This window comes from Shinella zoogloeoides (assembly GCF_022682305.1).
GTDB lineage: Bacteria > Pseudomonadota > Alphaproteobacteria > Rhizobiales > Rhizobiaceae > Shinella > Shinella zoogloeoides_B.
In genome coordinates this window covers 2,182,077-2,197,167 of record NZ_CP093528.1, presented here as the reverse complement: position 1 = coordinate 2,197,167, position 15,091 = coordinate 2,182,077, and the positions used below count along the sequence as shown (strand labels likewise).

Genomic DNA, 15,091 nt, shown 5'->3' with positions numbered 1-15,091 from the left:
TCAGAGGGACTTCTCAAGTTCGGGAAGAATCTCGAAGAGGTCACCGACGAGACCGTAGTCGGCCACCTGGAAGATGGGGGCTTCCTCGTCCTTGTTGATGGCGACGATGACCTTGGAGTCCTTCATGCCCGCCAGGTGCTGAATCGCGCCAGAGATGCCGCAGGCGATATAGAGCTGCGGCGCGACGACCTTACCCGTCTGGCCGACCTGCCAATCGTTGGGTGCGTATCCCGCGTCCACCGCGGCGCGTGAAGCGCCGACGGCGGCGCCGAGCTTGTCGGCGAGCGGAAGGATGACTTCCTTGAACTTTTCCGCCGAGCCGAGCGCTCGACCGCCGGAGATTACGATCTTCGCCGACGTAAGTTCGGGACGGTCCGACGATGAGAGCGCGTCCGAAACATGCGATGAAAGACCCGAAGAAAGAGCTGCCGTCGAAACCTGCTCGACGGCAGCAAGGGGGCCATGGGAGGCCGGGGAGAAAGAGGCCGTGCGGACCGTGATGATCTTTTTCGCGTCGGAAGTGCGTACGGTCTGGATCGCGTTGCCCGCGTAGATCGGCCGCTTGAAGGTGTCGGCCGAAACGACTTCCGTGATTTCAGACACCTGCATTACGTCAAGGAGCGCGGCTACGCGCGGCAGAACGTTCTTGGCCGTCGCGGTCGCTGGCGCGATGATCGTGTCGTAGCCCGCGGCCAGGGAGACGATAAGATCGGCAAGCGGTTCCGCCAGCTGGTTGGCGAGACGCGGATCGTCGGCGAGAAGGACCTTCGCGACCCCCGAGATGGCGGCCGCGGCATCGGCTGCCGCCTTCGCGTCGCTCCCCGCTACGAGCACGTGCACGTCGCCTCCGATCTGGGATGCTGCCGTCATGGCTTTGGCGGTCTGGTCGTTGACGCTGGCGTTGTCGTGTTCTGCAAGCAAAAGAATGGTCATCTGTGAAATCCCTGTCCGATCGGTTTAGAGTACGCCTGCCTCTGCCTTGAGCTTCTCCACGAGCTCGGCGACGGAAGCGACCTTGATACCCGCCTTGCGGCCGCCGGGTTCCTCGGTGTTGAGCACGGTCAGGCGCGAGCGAACGTCGATGCCGAGTTCGGAGAGCGGCTTCCTGTCGACCGGCTTCTTCTTCGCCTTCATGATGGAGGGAAGGGAGGCGTAGCGAGGCTCGTTCAGGCGAAGATCGGAAGTCACGACGGCCGGAAGCTTGATGTTGATGGTCTGGAGACCGCCATCGACCTCACGGCTGACATCGGCGGAGCCGTCCTTGATTTCGACCTTCGAGGCGAATGTCGCCTGAGGCCATCCGAGGAGAGCCGACAGCATCTGGCCGGTCTGGTTCGAATCGTCGTCGATCGCCTGCTTGCCTACGATTACGAGACCGGGCTTTTCGGCTTCCGCGACAGATTTGATGATTTTGGCGACGGCGAGAGGTTCGACATTCTCCTCCGTCTCGACCAGGATGGCGCGATCAGCTCCCATGGCCAGCGCGGTTCTGAGGGTCTCCTCCGCCTTGGCCGAGCCCACGGAAACCACGACGACTTCGTCAGCCTTGCCCGCCTCTTTGAGGCGTAGCGCCTCTTCGACCGAAATCTCGTCGAAAGGGTTCATCGACATCTTCACGTTCGCCAGGTCCACGCCCGAGCCATCGGGCTTTACGCGGATTTTGACGTTGTAGTCGACGACCCGCTTAACGGTGACCAGTATCTTCATGGCGCTATTCTCCGAGTTGCCCAGGACGGCCAGAGGCCTCAGCGGGCAGATTGATAGAAAGGAGCGGAGGAGGGCGGAAGCGGTGCCCTGTTGAGAATCCTGTCCGAGATTTTCTCAGCCATCATCATGATCGAGGCGCTGAGGTTGGCCGTCACGATCTTCGGCATGATCGAGCCGTCGACGACGCGCAGCCTCCGAACGGCCTTCACCCTTGCCTCGGCATCGACGACCGCTTCCGCGTCCGTTCCCATTCGACAGGTCCCCGCCGGATGGAAGGACGTACCGACATTGGCGCGGATGAACGCTTCGAGTTCGCTGTCCGACTGAACGTCCGGACCTGGCGCGAGTTCGAGGCCTCGGTACTTGTCGAAGGCCGGCTGGCGGATCATCTCGCGCGCCATCCTGATGCCGTCGATGATATCCTTGACGTCCTGGGCCGTGCTGAGATGGTTGAACACGATCGAAGGCGGGTCTTTCGGACTGGACGAGCGGAGGGACACCCGGCCGCGGCTTTGTGGACGGGAGAGGTCCATCCAGAACTGGAAGCCCGGAATCGCAACGAGCTTCCCGTTCTTGAGCTGCCGCGTGAGCGGCAGAAACTCGAACTGCATGTTCGGATAGGTGACTTCCGAATTCGTACGCAGGAAAGCCCCGGTTTCGAAGAAGTTGGAGGTACCAAGCCCCTTCTTTCGCAGAAGCCAGTCGGCTCCGAGTTTCGCCTGACCGAACAGGTTGAGTTCTGAGACGAGAGAGTCCTCGTAACTGGTCGTGTACTGCAGATTCACACCCGGGTGGTTCTCCAGGTTCTTGCCTACCTGGCGTGCCTCCGCCTTCAGTTCGATACCGTGCGCGCGCAGTTCGTCGGGGTCGCCAATTCCCGAAAGCATCAAAATCTGTGGGCTGTTGAATGCGCCCGCGCAAAGGATGACTTCGCGCTCGCAGGTGATGAGCTTCGGGCCGTCGGGGCTTTCGATTTCGATCCCCACGGCTGCCCCGTTTTCCACCGCCACTCTCCGGACCGTGGTGTTCGACATCAGGGTGAGATTGCCCCGTTTTCTCGCGGGATGGAGGTAGCCATGCGCCGGTGTCCAGCGGGAGCCGTCGTGGATGAACGCCTGAGCGATATGAAGCCCTTCCTGGCGGAACGCGTTGTGATCGGGAGTGACGGAGTATCCCGCCTGTTCGCCGCTTCGCAGAAACACGTCGTGAAGTTTGTGGGACGCTTTGCAACGGCTGATTTTCATCGGCCCCTCGCCACCGCGCCATTCGTTCGAGCCATCCTGGAAGGTTTCCATCCGCCTGAAGTAGGGCAGGCAGTGAGCGTAGTCCCAGTCGGTGAGCCCGTCCTCGGCCCAGCTGTCGAAGTCCAGCGCGTTGCCGCGGTTGAACAGCATCGCGTTGATCGAGGACGAGCCGCCGACTACCCGGCCGCGTTTCTCATCGATGGTGCGTCCGCCGAGGTTCGGCTCGGGACCCGACTGGTACCCCCAGCCTAGCTTCTTGCTCTGATACGCGAAGGGGAGCGCCGCGGGCATGGAAATGATCAGACTGCGGTCCGACCCGCCGGCTTCGATCACGAGTACCTTTACCTTGGGGTCCTCCGACAGCCTGGACGCAACGATGCATCCCGCTGATCCCGCGCCCACAATCACGTAGTCGTAGTGCATGCCTGGTTTTCCTGCGAAAGAGCTGTCGATTTCCTGTTGAAGCTATTGGATACGATTTATATGTATTGTATAAAGTCGTGTCAAACCCAAACTGCGTGTCGAACTGTCGCCGCGCAGGAAAATTCGAAAGGACAACCAAAATGCCCTGGGTCAGAATCGATCTCTCCGAAGGCCGGACCGTCGAACAGAAGCAGAAGACGGCAAAAGCGGTCACCGACGCGATCGTCGAGCATTGCGGATGCACGCCGGAGTCGGTCAGCATCGTGTTCGCCGATGTCTCTTCAGACAACTGGGCGTTCGGCGGCACCCTGCTTTCGCAACGCGCGAACGGCAAATGAATCTGTCGCGGGGATAGGCGCGGGCGCGTCTATCCCCGATGACGGCGGCTCGCCCTCACCGACTTCTGCGTCTGCTCGATATGTGTTTCCAGGAGCGCCACGGCTTTCTCGACCGCGCCGGCCCGGCAGAAGTCCACCAACTGCTTGTGTTCGCGCTGCGGGCGTTCCTTGCCGGCGGCAAGAGATACCTGCATTCTCACGAAGCGGTTCACGTGCCCATAGTTGGCCTCGATCATCTGGAGGAGCCTCGGGCGATTGCACGGCGAGTAGAGCGTCCAGTGGAATCTCCAGTTCATCGCGCCCCAGTGCTCCGGGTCGGGATCGGCATTGTAGGTCTCGAGAATGCTCTCCGCGTACGTGAAGTCCTCTTCGGCCATGTTCGGCACGGCCAGGCGTAACGCGTGGCATTCCAGCGCGATCCGGATGTCCAGCATCTCCAGTACGTCGGCGACGGACAGGCTGGTCACGACCGCGCCTTTGTTCGGTTCGATCCTGACCAGCCCCTCGGATTCGAGTTGCCGTAGCGCTTCGCGAACGGGGATACGGCTCGTGCCATATTGCTCCGCGAGCTGGTCTTGGCGCAGTTGCGTTCCCTCGGGAAGGTTACCGCTGAAAATCGCCTCTCTCACCCCATCGCGTACCAGCTCGGGCGCTGGCCGGCGCTGATGCCCGTTTGCTTTCACGACGAATCCTTCCGACCGTTAGACCCGCTTCTCGGCGACGAACTTTGTCCGGAGGTAGGCCTCCAGACCTTCAATTCCGCTCTCGGCGCCGTAACCCGACTCGTTGACGCCGCCGAACGGGGTCTCGGCTTCGTGAACCGAGGTGTGGTTTACGCCTACGACCCCGGCTTCGAGTTCCTCGCTCATGGTCGCCGAAATGGCCGCGCTCTGGGTGAAGACGTAAGCCGCGAGCCCCCACGGCAAAGCGTTCGAGCGTTCGATGACCTCGTCCATTTCCCTGAAGGGCGCGAGGAGCGCGAGGGGGCCGAACGGCTCTTCGTTCATCACTTTCGCGTTGTCGGGCACGTCGCGCAGGACCGTCGGAAGGTAGAAGTTACCCTTGCCGCCGCGTCGCTCGCCGCCAAGCGTCACCGTTGCGCCGCCCGCGACTGCGTCCTTGACATAGCCGTCCATGAGATCGAGCCGCCGTTCGGCGATCAGCGGGCCCATCTGAGTTCCCTGCTCGAGGCCGTTGCCGACGACGATCCGGCTGGCCCGGTCCGTCAGTCCTTTGACGAAACGCTCGTAGACGTTCTCATGGACGTAGAAGCGGGTGGGCGAGGTGCAGACCTGTCCCGCGTTGCGGAACTTCGACGCGGTGAGGACATCGAGGGTCTTTTCGAGGCTGGCGTCTTCGAAAACGACAACCGGCGCGTGACCGCCCAGTTCCATCGTGCACCGTTTCAAGGTTTCGGAGGCCTGGCGCTGCAGGAGTTTGCCGACAGGGGTGGACCCGGTGAGCGAGACCTTCTTGGGAATGTGCGATGCGATGAGATGCTCCGCCGTCGGTGCGGACGGCCCCAGAACGAGGTTGAGCGCGCCATGGGGAACGCCGGCGTCATGGAAGCAGCGCGCGATCGCGACGGCTGTACCGGGAGTTTCGTCGCTGGGCTTGATAATGATGGTGCACCCGGCAGCCAGCGCGGCCGCGATTTTCAGCGTGACGTTGCCGCCTGGAAAGTTCCAGGCTGCGAAACCGAGGGCGGGGCCGACCGGCTCTTTGAAGGCCAGCTGACGAACGTCGAGATTGCGGGAGGGGATGATGCGCCCGTAAGCCCTCTTGCCCTCCTCGGCGTACCACCGGGTCGCGTCTGCGCAGAACTGGACTTCCCCGTTGGCCTCGGTCAGGGACTTGCCGTTCTCCATTGTCAGGGTCCGGGAGATGTCGGACTTGCGTGCTTCGATGAGGTCGGCGGCGCGGCTCAGGATTTCCCAACGGTGCGCGGCGGTCGTCCTCTTCCAGGATTTGAAGGCACGGCCCGAAGCATCGAGGGCGCGGTCAAGGTCGCTCTTCGTGGCGCGGGGGAGGCGGGCAAGTTCACTACCGTCTGCCGGATTGATCAAGGCGACGCTGTCGCGCACGTCGGCACCCACCCATTCTCCGTCGATCAACAGCTCCAGTTTCTCACCGTACATTTTTCCGGACCTCCAGTTAGTGAACGCACTCCCCGAAGGAGGAGATTGCGAAGTTGGGTATTGTATAAAAGATTTCCATATCGTATGCAATCATCAAAGGTTGGATAATGTCCGCGACAGTAGCGGAGGCACGATAGGGATCGTCGATGGCAAGTCAGTTGAACGGTGTCGAAGTCGCGGTGGTCGGCGCGGGGATCATGGGTATTTCCGTTGCGTACTATCTCGTCGCCAGGCATGGAATTCGCAGCATCGCCCTGATCGACCCGCGCGATCCCATGAGCCTGACCTCTGCTCAATCGGGAGAAAACTACCGCAACTGGTGGCCGGACGAAGTCATGAGGAGGCTGACGGACGACAGTATCGGACTGCTCGAAGACATCGCCCGGGAAAGCGGCAACCGGATCAACATGACGCGGCGAGGCTACGCGCTGGTGACCCGCAGAAGCGATCCGTCGGACCTGGTCGACGGGCTTCATAGGGCTTACGGCGATGCAGACGGCTTCGTGCGTATTCATTCGGGTTCCGGCCCTCACGACTCTTATCTCGAATCGACCTCGGACTGGTCGAAGGCCCCCGGCGGCTTCGATGTCATCAAGGACCGCGCGCTGATCCGGAAGGCGTTTCCCGCATACGCTCCAGATGTCGAGGCGGTTATTCATGTCCGGCGCGCCGGATCGATAAGCGGTCAGCAGCTCGGCCAGTTCATGCTCGAGCGCATTCGCGAGGCGGGTGGAGTGTTAATTCGCGGAAACGTTGTCTCCGTGACCGCGGGTTCGAGGTTCGAGCTTTCGATCGACAGGGGCGGTGAGACTAAGACGCTTTCAGCGGAGAAGCTGGTCAACGCGGGTGGACCGTTCGTTCGGGATGTCGCGGGATACATCGGCGAAGACGTTCCCGTCCTCAACGTGTACCAGCAGAAGATAAGTTTTGAGGACCATCTGGGTGTCGTTCCAAGGAATCTCCCGTTTACGATCGACCTCGACGGACCGACCCTTTCCTGGACCGACGAGGAACGCGAGTTGCTCGAAAGCGATCCAGCGACAGAGAAGTTCACCAGGCCGATGGTTGGAGGCATCCATTGCCGGCCCGACGGCCCGGAAAGCGGGAAGTGGATCAAGCTCGGCTGGGCCTACAATTCGACGGCATCCGACCCGCATGACGCGGAGCCGATCGATACCCAGTTCCCCGACCTAGTGCTACGGGCGGCGAGCCGTCTTCAGCCGGGGCTCGCGAACTACATCGGCCGTCTTCCGCGGCAGTCGCATCACTATGGCGGCTACTACACGATGACCAAGGAAAACTGGCCGCTGATCGGTCCGATGAGGACACCGGGTGCATTCATGGCTGCCGCGCCTTCGGGCTTCGGAACCATGACGGCGACCATGAGCGGGTCGATCTGCGCCGATTGGGTAGCCGGAAGGGCGGTCCCGTCCTATGCGGAAGCCCTGACGGCCAAACGCTATGAAACCGGTGGTTTACCGGACGACCTCACTGAGAGTGTAGACCGCGGCCTGCTCTGAGAACCTCCGAATATCTCCGAAAAGGAAGGACGAAGATGAAAACGGACATTGTTATCGTAGGCGGCGGGGCCATCGGCGCGGCGCTCGCCTACTTCCTGAAAACGCAGGACCCCAGCGTCGGCGTGACGGTGATCGAGCGCGACCCGACCTACAATCTCGCGTCTACGCCCCGGGCATCGGGCGGCGTGCGTCGCCTCTTCTCCCTGCCCGAAAACATCGCCCTGTCGAATTTCAGCATTCCGTTCTTCGACAATTTCTCGGAGACGATGGCCGTCGACGGCGAAAAGGCGGAGATCGGCCTCAAGAAGAACGGCTACCTCTTTATCGTGCCTCCTTCCGCCCGGGACATGCTGAAAAGCAACTTCGAGACCGAAACGGAGATGGGTTGTAATGTCGTCTGGCTTGAGCCCGACGAACTCAAGCACAAGTTCCCGTCGATGAACGTTTCGGACCTCGGCGCCGCGGTCCACTCGCCCGACGACGGCTGGCTCGATCCCCACAGCGTCCTCATGGGGTTCCGCAAGAAGGCCAGGTCGCTCGGGGCGGACTTCGTGGCAGACGAGGTCACGGGTTTTGACCGCCAGGGCAATGCCGTTCTGCGCGCTCACCTCAAATCCGGCGCGCAGATCGAGGCCAGCCAGTTCGTCAATGCCGCGGGCGCGTGGGCGAAGGACCTCTGCGCGATGCTGGGCTTCAAGGTTCCGATCGAGCCGCTCCGCCGCTTCGAGCACTACTTCGAATCCGAAGAACCGATCGAGCCGCTGCCCTACCTCAAGGACCCCGAGCGTCTTGCTTTCCGGCCGGAAGGCAAGGGGTACTCAGGCGGCGTGCCCACGCTCGAAGAGCCGCGGGGCTACAATTTCGACGTCGACCACGACTATTTCGAGAACGTCGTCTGGCCGGCTCTGGCCCATCGCTTCCCGCAATTCGAGAAGACGAAGTGCAAGAACACGCTTCCCGGCCTCTACGACCAGAACGATCTCGACGGCAACGTGATCATGGGTCCCGGTGCCGACGGGCTGGAGAACTTCCATATGCTGGCGGGCTTCTCTGGCCATGGTCTCATGCACGCGCCAGGCTGCGGGCTGGCGATGGCCGAACTGCTGCTGCGCGGGCGTTACGAAACCATGGACCTGACACGCTTCGGCTGGCAGCGCGTGATCGACAACGCGCCGCTCCGTGAACGGGGCATCATCTAAGGGGCGGGCCGGCTACCTGGCAGCCTCGGCGCGGCGCATCGAAGCCCGAAGGGAGCGCTGGGTCTGCTCGATATGCTTCTCGAGCAGACTCACCGCAGCGTCCACGTCGCCGTTCCTGCAGTACTCAAGGAGCTGGACGTGGTCGTGTTGCGGTCGTGCCTTTCCGGTGGCGAGCGAAACCTGGCGACGCGTGTAGCGGCTTACGTGGCCGTAGTTGGCCTCGATCATGTCGAGTAGCTTCGGCCTCTGGCAGGGCACATACAGCGTCCAGTGGAATTGCCAGTTCAGTTCTCCCCATGCCGACTGGTCCTGGGATTCGTCGTAGGTCTTCAAGATCGCCTCGGCGGCTTCGAAGTCTTCGAAAGCCATGTTCGGGATAGCGAGTTTCAGGGCGCGGCATTCCAGCGCCACCCGGATTTCGAGAAGCTCGAGTACATCTTCTATGGAGATTCCCTTGACGACGAATCCCCTGTTCCGGTGGAAGCTGACGAGTCCTTCGCTTTCGAGCTGGCGCAAGGCTTCGCGGACAGGGATTCGGGATGTCCCGTACATCTCGGCGATCTCGTCCTGGCGCAGCGGACTGCCTTCCTCGAAGTCGCCGGCGATGATGGCCGCCCGCATGCCGTCGCGGACGACGTCGGGGGCTGGTTTTCCGGGAGTGCGAATATTTTCTTCCATGTCGTCGAAGCCTCAAAGCGTTTGGATCAAATTGCCATGGATTGGATAACATTTTCAACCGGAGTTCTCGGCGGTGCTCAACGTGCGTGAATCGTTGATGACGCTGGACCTCGACTGCCTGCGAACCTTTGTGGCAATCGCGGACACGGGAAATTTTTCGAGGGCCGCGCTCGTGGTGGGCAGAACGCCGTCGGCCGTCTCGATGCAAATCAAGAAGCTGGAAGACCAGCTTGGCGTTTCGCTCTTCGAGCGTGACTCCCGAAGCGTCGCGCTGACGCTAGATGGCGAGAAGCTTCTCTCAAGCGCCAGGCGATTACTGTCACTGTCGAACGAAGCCGTGGCGCAGTTCGTTATGCCCGACCTGCAGGGCACAGTCAGGTTTGGAGCTCCGCACGATGTCGCAGAGCGCGTTCTCCCGCCCATACTGAAAAGCCTAGAATCAAACTATCCGTCGATCAGCGTGGACGTGGTAGCCGACACGAGCGAGGCGTTGCTGCGGCGTGCGGAGCGTGGTCAGCTGGACCTTGCAGTCATCAATGCCGCCAAGACCAGAGCGGTCGCTCGTGGCGAACTGCTTGCGGAAGGGAGGACGGTGTGGGTCGGTGCCAAGGGAGGCACCGCCTACAGGCGTGAACCACTTCCGCTGGCGCTGTACGGAGAAGGGTGCATCTGGAGGACCGCCGCTATCGCACAGTTGGAGCAGCAGGGACGGGCCTATCGAATCGCCTACCTGAGCGCTCATACGATGATGCAGCGGGCCGCGACCGCCGCCGATCTCGCCGTCGCACCGCTGCCCGCATCCTATGTCACTGACGACATGGTCGTGCTCGGCGAGACAGAAGGCTTCTTTGCACTACCTTCGTTCGAAATCCGCTTAATTTGGGGCGCGGAGCCAACATCCGCCAGCACGACACTCGCCGATCTAGTGAAGGCGGCTTTCTCCCGCCAGCCGGCAGATTGATTTCGTCTTTTGGGAGGTCCTTCCCGCGTTCACCCGGAATTGCACGATCCATTCCGTTGCAGAAGGACAGAACGGTAGAGTTCGGCCGCAACGACGAGGTCGAGATGCGCGCCACCGATGTTCTTGAACAGCGTGATGTCTCGGTCATCCCGTCGGCCGACGGTTTTCGCGGTGCACAGTTCGAATAGGTCGCCGGCGATCATGTCGTCGCGCAGCGCTCCCGAAGCCAGGGGCTGGCAGATGTCACCGCTGTTCCTGCAGTCGAAAAGGGTATCGACGTAGATTCTCCCCGACCGTCTGATCAACTCGTCGTCGCCTTCTCGCATCTCCGGGAGGTAGGAGCCGACCAGGTCGATGTGCACGCCGGCTTTAACCTCGCGCCCGAGAACGATCGGAGTCTCCGACATCGTGAGCGCCGAAACGATGTCCGCCTCGGAGAGCGCTGCCGACAGGTCGGAAACCGCCTCGGCTTCGCAATGAGTCTCGGACAGAGCGGCAGCGAGGGCATCGGCACGGCCTCCGCTTCGATTCCAGACCAGGATGCGATTGATTGACGGCCGGACCACCCTCATGGCGGTCGCAAACTCCGCGGCCAGACCGCCGGCTCCGACCAGAAGCAGCGTGGAACTGTCCGGACGGGAAAGAAGTTCCGCCGCGAGCGCCGAGTCCGCCGCGGTTTTCACCTGCGTCAAGGCGGCCCCGTCGCAAGTCATGAGCGGCCGACCGGTGGTGCCGTCAAACAGCGCGACGAGTCCTTGAACCGCTGGCTCCGGCGAGGGGAGGGCGGGATTTCCGGGAAAGGCTCCGACCAGTTTGACGGCTATGTATCGGCCGGGGCTCCATGCCGTCAACGACGCGAAGGTGTTTGTAGAAGGCGAGCGGTCCCGGACGACCTGACGATCGGTGATCGGCATCGACTGCCCGGCATGGAAACGACGGAGGGCCTCGATAGCCGTGTTGCCGGGCAGATGCCTGCGGACATCGTCCGCGCCCAGATGGAACAGGTTATGCATGGGTATCACGGAGGGCCTTCGCTGTTCTGTAATCCGCGACGAGCGCGCTCTGCGGTCTGAAATCGCTCTCGACTTCCGAAACGTACGCCTCGATTTCCGCGAGCTTTCGCTCTTCGGACCAGGAGAGGATGCCGCCCGCCAGATCGGCCGCCTGTCTGACACTGGACAGGGCGAGGTCTTCGTCCCAGCCGAGGGAAAGCCGCCTGCGCAGTATGTCGCTCAGGGTGCGCGCCTGTTCGGATTCTATCGACCTGCGGACGCTTTCCCGGCTCAGCGTGTTTTCGTCTGGCTGAGCGGAGAGGTTGTAGTCGATCGGCTTTGGAGCCGAGCTGGGACGTACATGTTTCCTGACAAGCTTCAGCAGCCTGCGCCCCGCGTCCCTATGGGTCATGATCAGTCCGCCGGTGAAAACGAAGAAATTGGGAAGCCCACGCTTCGACAGGTCGTGTTCCCGTACGTCGAGCGATCCCAGTAGCTTCCCCTCGGCCGCGGTCCGTGGCCGCACCCCCGCCCAGCTATAGCGGACATCCGCCGCCGACAGGTTCAGCGTCGGGAACATCTCGTTCGCGTCCGAAAGGATTTGGCCGATTTCGGCGTCGGTCGCCCGAAAGGGCGTTTGCTCGGCATCCGCCGGGCTGTCGGCCGGTCCGACGTAATGGCAATCGCCCCACGGCATGACATAGAACGGGGCGCCGCGGGAGGTCACTGTCTCCATGCCAAATCCACGGGCCTCTTGAGGCAGGCGGATCAGGAGGTTTACGCCTTTGGCGCCCGTGTTCAGGAACGGGCCCGGGGTCGGCACGAGGTTCGTCACATGATCGACCCACGCGCCGGCGGCGTTGATGATGGCGTTGGAAAACACGTTGTGCTGTCGTCCGTCCTGTTCGAGCGTCGCCACCCAACGGTCCCTCTTGTGTTCCAGGGCCACGACCTTGGTGTAGTTCCGGGCGTCGAGGCCGGCGTCACGCGCTTTCATGATCGTGTCTACAACGATCCGCTCCGGCCACCGGTATTGGTATTCCGCAAAGCGGAAGGCGCCATGTACCTCCGACGAGCCGCTCATCATGCTGATCAGGGGAGCCGAATTGGCAGCGGCCCTGCCGAGAAACCTGGGTTCCAAAGACACCGCGTATCCCCCCGAGAGCCGAAGGAATGTCGACGCGATCCACATCTTGGATTTCGTGATGCCCCTTTGCGGCTCGAGCGGAATCAAGAACTCCACCTTTCGGACCCTGTCCGGGGACGAACGGACAAACGCCGCGCGCTCCCGCATCGTCCGCCTTGCGAGTTCGAGGGATTTGAGAAGGGCAAAAGGATGGCGAAGGAGGTCGAGAAGGGAGTTATGCGCGTCGACGAAATACATGAAGCCGCAGTTGTGCATGCGAGATGTTCGGCTGGTCGTTCCGGACCCGTAGTCTCCTTTCTCGACAAGCAGGGTCTTGTATCCGGCCGAGGCCGTGTGGTGTGCGGCTGAAGCGCCGATTATCCCGCCGCCGATAACTAGCACGTCGAATTCGTTGTCCATTTCCTGTCCGTTTCCAAAATCCTGGCCCTGGAATCTGCCGAACGGCCGCCGTGTCCCGTCGATGCGTCCGGGACAAGCGGCCGTCCTGCAAGCCGCGATCAGCCTAAAGGCTGGCCTCGATGTTCTTGGCTGCTTCCGCCGTCACCCAGGTCCGCCAGAGCTCGGGATTGGTCTCCAGGAAATGGTTCACGCCTTGCTCGCCCGTCGCTTGGTTCTCGGTCATCCAGAGAAGCAACTCGCCGATCTGGTCGTTCGTGAACGAACGGGTCTTCAGGTATTGGATGACTTCGGGCTTCGTGTTCGCGGCCAGTTCGGTCGACACGAGCGTATAGACGCGGTCCTTCGGCCATTCGCTGATCTTCGGGTCGGGGCAGTCCGGGGTGGTCATGCACCGCTTCCACTCGGCCTCGTCGACCGGAGCACCGGCGTCTAGCTTGACCAGCGGGTACTTCGCCAGCAGCGCGGTCGGCGCCCAGTATACGCCGAGCCAGCCTTCCTTGCGCTCGTATGCCTTCGCGATCGAGCCGTCCAATCCCGCGGCGGAACCCGTATCGACGATGTCGAATCCGGCATCCGCGGCCTTATACGCCTTGTAAAGCTGGCCGGTGACGATGGTCGAACCCCAGCCCTGCGGCCCCTGGTAGATCGCCCCGCGCGACGGATTTTCCGCATTGGGGAAAAGTTCGGGATGCTTCAGCGCGTCGGGAATTGTCTTGATATCGGGATGGGCTTCCGCGAGGTATTTCGGAATGAACCATCCCTGAATGCCACCTTCGGAGAATACCGGCGCGGCCAGCGATATCCGGTTTTCGTCGATTCCCTTCTGCACCACTTCCCCGACCAGGTCGACCCACGCCTCGGAAACGACATTGGGGTTGCCCTTTTCGACGAGAGACGTGATCGATGGAACTGTGCCGCCGATCGCCACGTCGGCGTTGCAACCGTACCCCGTATTGAGAATGTACTTGTCGAGGCTCGACAGGAAGTCCGAGCTCTGGGAATTGACGTCTGCGATGGTGATGCTGCCGCAATCGGCCGCAAGCGCCGTGGTCGTCATGCACGCCATCGAGGAAAGCAAGGACATGGCAAGCAACGTGTTCTTCATTTTGGTTCCCCTTTTCTATGTTGAACACACACTCTCTCAGCCGTGACGCTGGATCGGTTTTCCCAGCGCCGCGATGTTCGGCGCGATCCCGAGGCCGGGGCCTTTCGGCACGTCGATCCATCCGTCTTTGATTCTCACGCCCGCGCTCTCGTCGTAGTGTCCTTCGATGTACGGAGCGGCTATCCAGGCGCCTTCGCACAAGGAAGGGTGCACGGTTGCGGCAAGATGAACGCAGGCCGCGGCGATGATGTCGCCGCCCCACGCGTCGTCGCAGCTGAACGGGAGGCGGGCGAAATGACAGACATCGCGGACCGTTCGCATGGTGCTCAGTCCGCCCAGCCTCGTGACTTTGAGGCCGAAGCCGTCGGCCGTTCCCAGCACCGCCGCTTTGAGGATCACGCCGAGGTGCTCGGTGGATTCGTCGAGGTAAATCGGATGGCGAACCTGCGCGCGGATGTTCGCGATTTCTTCGTAGGAATTGCAGGGCTGCTCCAGAACGAAGGGAAGGCTTTCGGTCAGTCGCGAGGCGGTGATCGCATCGCGCGTAGACCAGCCGCGGTTGACATCCACCGCCCACTTGACATCAGGGCGGATGATCTCGCCGACCTTGCGGATCGTCGCGATATCCTCGTCGAGAGATCGGCCGCCCACCTTCGTCTGAATTCGCGGGTAGCCCTCGGCCTGTTTCTCGGCGACCAGCGCTGCGGTGTCTTCCGGAGACATTACCGTTGTCGAATAGTAGGATGGGACGGACTCGCGAACAGCGCCGCCAAGAAGGTCGCACACCCGCTTTCCGTAGGCCTTTCCGGCAATGTCCCAGAGGGCGATGTCGACTGCCGCCTTGGCGTAACGGGACCCGTTCAGGGTCGCATCCATAGCCCGCGCGACATTTTCCGTGTGAAGGGGATTCAAACCCAGCAGGGAAGGGCACATCTCCTGGAGGGCCGCCCGTGCGCCGAGGGCGTGCTGAGGCTGGTAAACGCTCCCGGCGGGACACACCTCGCCATAGCCGCTAAACCCCCGATCGGTTTCCAGTTCCACCACTGTCGAATGGAGGACGCGGTTCGTGGTCGAGGCCATACGGTACTCGCCTCCCACGACCGGGAGATCGACTGCATATACGTTTATGCCCGTGATCTTCATTCCGTCTTCCCTTGAACGCAAAGAGTCTCGCGTGTCGGGACAGCAGTTCGGCTGCCCCTAACGACATGTGGTCGGAAGAGATTTTATATGAAAAGAT

14 protein-coding genes are annotated in these 15,091 nt (G+C 61.8%); 4 read left to right on the top strand and 10 right to left on the bottom strand.

What is annotated here, in order from left to right; all coding sequences use genetic code 11:
* The 3 genes from MOE34_RS11165 to MOE34_RS11155 are packed head-to-tail and all read right to left on the bottom strand — an operon-like array spanning position 1 to position 3,374.
* Positions 1–933: an electron transfer flavoprotein subunit alpha/FixB family protein gene (locus tag MOE34_RS11165; protein WP_242216782.1), complete on the bottom strand. Its 933-nt coding sequence runs from the start codon at positions 931–933 to the stop codon at positions 1–3.
* Positions 934–957: 24 nt separating this feature from the next.
* Complete coding sequence (locus MOE34_RS11160; protein WP_242216780.1) at positions 958–1,707, bottom strand: electron transfer flavoprotein subunit beta/FixA family protein; 750 nt, start codon at positions 1,705–1,707, stop codon at positions 958–960.
* Positions 1,708–1,745: 38 nt separating this feature from the next.
* Positions 1,746–3,374, bottom strand: coding sequence for a choline dehydrogenase (locus MOE34_RS11155; protein WP_242216778.1), 1,629 nt, complete (start codon positions 3,372–3,374; stop codon positions 1,746–1,748).
* 140 nt (positions 3,375–3,514) lie between these two features.
* Between MOE34_RS11155 and MOE34_RS11150 the strand changes: the two genes are divergently transcribed.
* A complete protein-coding gene (locus tag MOE34_RS11150; RefSeq protein ID WP_242216776.1) occupies positions 3,515–3,712 on the top strand; it encodes a 2-hydroxymuconate tautomerase in 198 nt (65 codons plus the stop codon).
* A gap of 29 nt (positions 3,713–3,741) precedes the next feature.
* Here MOE34_RS11150 and MOE34_RS11145 read toward each other — a convergent pair whose 3' ends face one another.
* Positions 3,742–4,395, bottom strand: a complete 654-nt coding sequence (locus MOE34_RS11145; RefSeq protein ID WP_242216775.1) for a GntR family transcriptional regulator — start codon at positions 4,393–4,395, stop codon at positions 3,742–3,744.
* Positions 4,396–4,413: 18 nt separating this feature from the next.
* Complete coding sequence (locus tag MOE34_RS11140; RefSeq protein WP_242216773.1) at positions 4,414–5,850, bottom strand: NAD-dependent succinate-semialdehyde dehydrogenase; 1,437 nt, start codon at positions 5,848–5,850, stop codon at positions 4,414–4,416.
* Positions 5,851–5,996: 146 nt separating this feature from the next.
* Here MOE34_RS11140 and MOE34_RS11135 point away from each other — a divergent pair, with 146 nt between their 5' ends.
* Both MOE34_RS11135 and MOE34_RS11130 read left to right on the top strand, forming a co-directional pair.
* A complete protein-coding gene (locus MOE34_RS11135; RefSeq protein ID WP_242216770.1) occupies positions 5,997–7,370 on the top strand; it encodes an NAD(P)/FAD-dependent oxidoreductase in 1,374 nt (457 codons plus the stop codon).
* 35 nt (positions 7,371–7,405) lie between these two features.
* Positions 7,406–8,569 (top strand): NAD(P)/FAD-dependent oxidoreductase, encoded by a 1,164-nt coding sequence (locus tag MOE34_RS11130; protein ID WP_242216768.1) that lies wholly within the window; start codon positions 7,406–7,408, stop codon positions 8,567–8,569.
* Positions 8,570–8,581: 12 nt separating this feature from the next.
* On the opposite strand, the gene MOE34_RS11125 is transcribed toward MOE34_RS11130, so the two are convergent.
* Positions 8,582–9,247 carry a GntR family transcriptional regulator gene (locus MOE34_RS11125; protein WP_242216766.1) on the bottom strand — a complete coding sequence of 222 codons (666 nt, stop codon included), beginning with the start codon at positions 9,245–9,247 and terminating at the stop codon, positions 8,582–8,584.
* Between the two features lie 97 nt (positions 9,248–9,344).
* Between MOE34_RS11125 and MOE34_RS11120 the strand changes: the two genes are divergently transcribed.
* Entirely contained in the window at positions 9,345–10,208 is an 864-nt protein-coding gene (locus MOE34_RS11120; RefSeq protein WP_242223909.1) for a LysR family transcriptional regulator, read from the top strand.
* 29 nt (positions 10,209–10,237) lie between these two features.
* Here MOE34_RS11120 and MOE34_RS11115 read toward each other — a convergent pair whose 3' ends face one another.
* The 4 genes from MOE34_RS11115 to MOE34_RS11100 all read right to left on the bottom strand — a co-directional run bounded on the left by MOE34_RS11115 (position 10,238) and on the right by MOE34_RS11100 (position 14,994).
* Positions 10,238–11,221, bottom strand: coding sequence for an ornithine cyclodeaminase family protein (locus tag MOE34_RS11115; RefSeq protein ID WP_242216765.1), 984 nt, complete (start codon positions 11,219–11,221; stop codon positions 10,238–10,240).
* Positions 11,214–12,746: an FAD-dependent oxidoreductase gene (locus tag MOE34_RS11110; RefSeq protein ID WP_242216763.1), complete on the bottom strand. Its 1,533-nt coding sequence runs from the start codon at positions 12,744–12,746 to the stop codon at positions 11,214–11,216. Before MOE34_RS11110 ends, MOE34_RS11115 begins: the two co-directional genes overlap by 8 nt.
* 103 nt (positions 12,747–12,849) lie before the next feature.
* The gene (locus tag MOE34_RS11105; protein WP_242216761.1) at positions 12,850–13,851 is read right to left on the bottom strand and encodes a glycine betaine ABC transporter substrate-binding protein; all 1,002 of its coding nucleotides are present in this window, start codon (positions 13,849–13,851) and stop codon (positions 12,850–12,852) included.
* Between the two features lie 36 nt (positions 13,852–13,887).
* Positions 13,888–14,994 (bottom strand): mandelate racemase/muconate lactonizing enzyme family protein, encoded by a 1,107-nt coding sequence (locus tag MOE34_RS11100; protein WP_242216759.1) that lies wholly within the window; start codon positions 14,992–14,994, stop codon positions 13,888–13,890.
* Between the last annotated feature and the right edge of the window lie 97 nt (positions 14,995–15,091).

What these genes read in the sequence shown, in the direction of transcription:
- MOE34_RS11165 (WP_242216782.1), bottom strand. Translation starts at nt 933, where the DNA reads ATGACCATTCTTTTGCTTGCAGAACACGACAACGCCAGCGTCAACGAC.
- MOE34_RS11160 (WP_242216780.1), bottom strand. Translation starts at nt 1,707, where the DNA reads ATGAAGATACTGGTCACCGTTAAGCGGGTCGTCGACTACAACGTCAAA.
- MOE34_RS11155 (WP_242216778.1), bottom strand. Translation starts at nt 3,374, where the DNA reads ATGCACTACGACTACGTGATTGTGGGCGCGGGATCAGCGGGATGCATC.
- MOE34_RS11150 (WP_242216776.1), top strand. Translation starts at nt 3,515, where the DNA reads ATGCCCTGGGTCAGAATCGATCTCTCCGAAGGCCGGACCGTCGAACAG.
- MOE34_RS11140 (WP_242216773.1), bottom strand. Translation starts at nt 5,850, where the DNA reads ATGTACGGTGAGAAACTGGAGCTGTTGATCGACGGAGAATGGGTGGGT.
- MOE34_RS11135 (WP_242216770.1), top strand. Translation starts at nt 5,997, where the DNA reads ATGGCAAGTCAGTTGAACGGTGTCGAAGTCGCGGTGGTCGGCGCGGGG.
- MOE34_RS11130 (WP_242216768.1), top strand. Translation starts at nt 7,406, where the DNA reads ATGAAAACGGACATTGTTATCGTAGGCGGCGGGGCCATCGGCGCGGCG.
- MOE34_RS11125 (WP_242216766.1), bottom strand. Translation starts at nt 9,247, where the DNA reads ATGGAAGAAAATATTCGCACTCCCGGAAAACCAGCCCCCGACGTCGTC.
- MOE34_RS11120 (WP_242223909.1), top strand. Translation starts at nt 9,345, where the DNA reads ATGACGCTGGACCTCGACTGCCTGCGAACCTTTGTGGCAATCGCGGAC.
- MOE34_RS11115 (WP_242216765.1), bottom strand. Translation starts at nt 11,221, where the DNA reads ATGCATAACCTGTTCCATCTGGGCGCGGACGATGTCCGCAGGCATCTG.
- MOE34_RS11110 (WP_242216763.1), bottom strand. Translation starts at nt 12,746, where the DNA reads ATGGACAACGAATTCGACGTGCTAGTTATCGGCGGCGGGATAATCGGC.
- MOE34_RS11105 (WP_242216761.1), bottom strand. Translation starts at nt 13,851, where the DNA reads ATGAAGAACACGTTGCTTGCCATGTCCTTGCTTTCCTCGATGGCGTGC.
- MOE34_RS11100 (WP_242216759.1), bottom strand. Translation starts at nt 14,994, where the DNA reads ATGAAGATCACGGGCATAAACGTATATGCAGTCGATCTCCCGGTCGTG.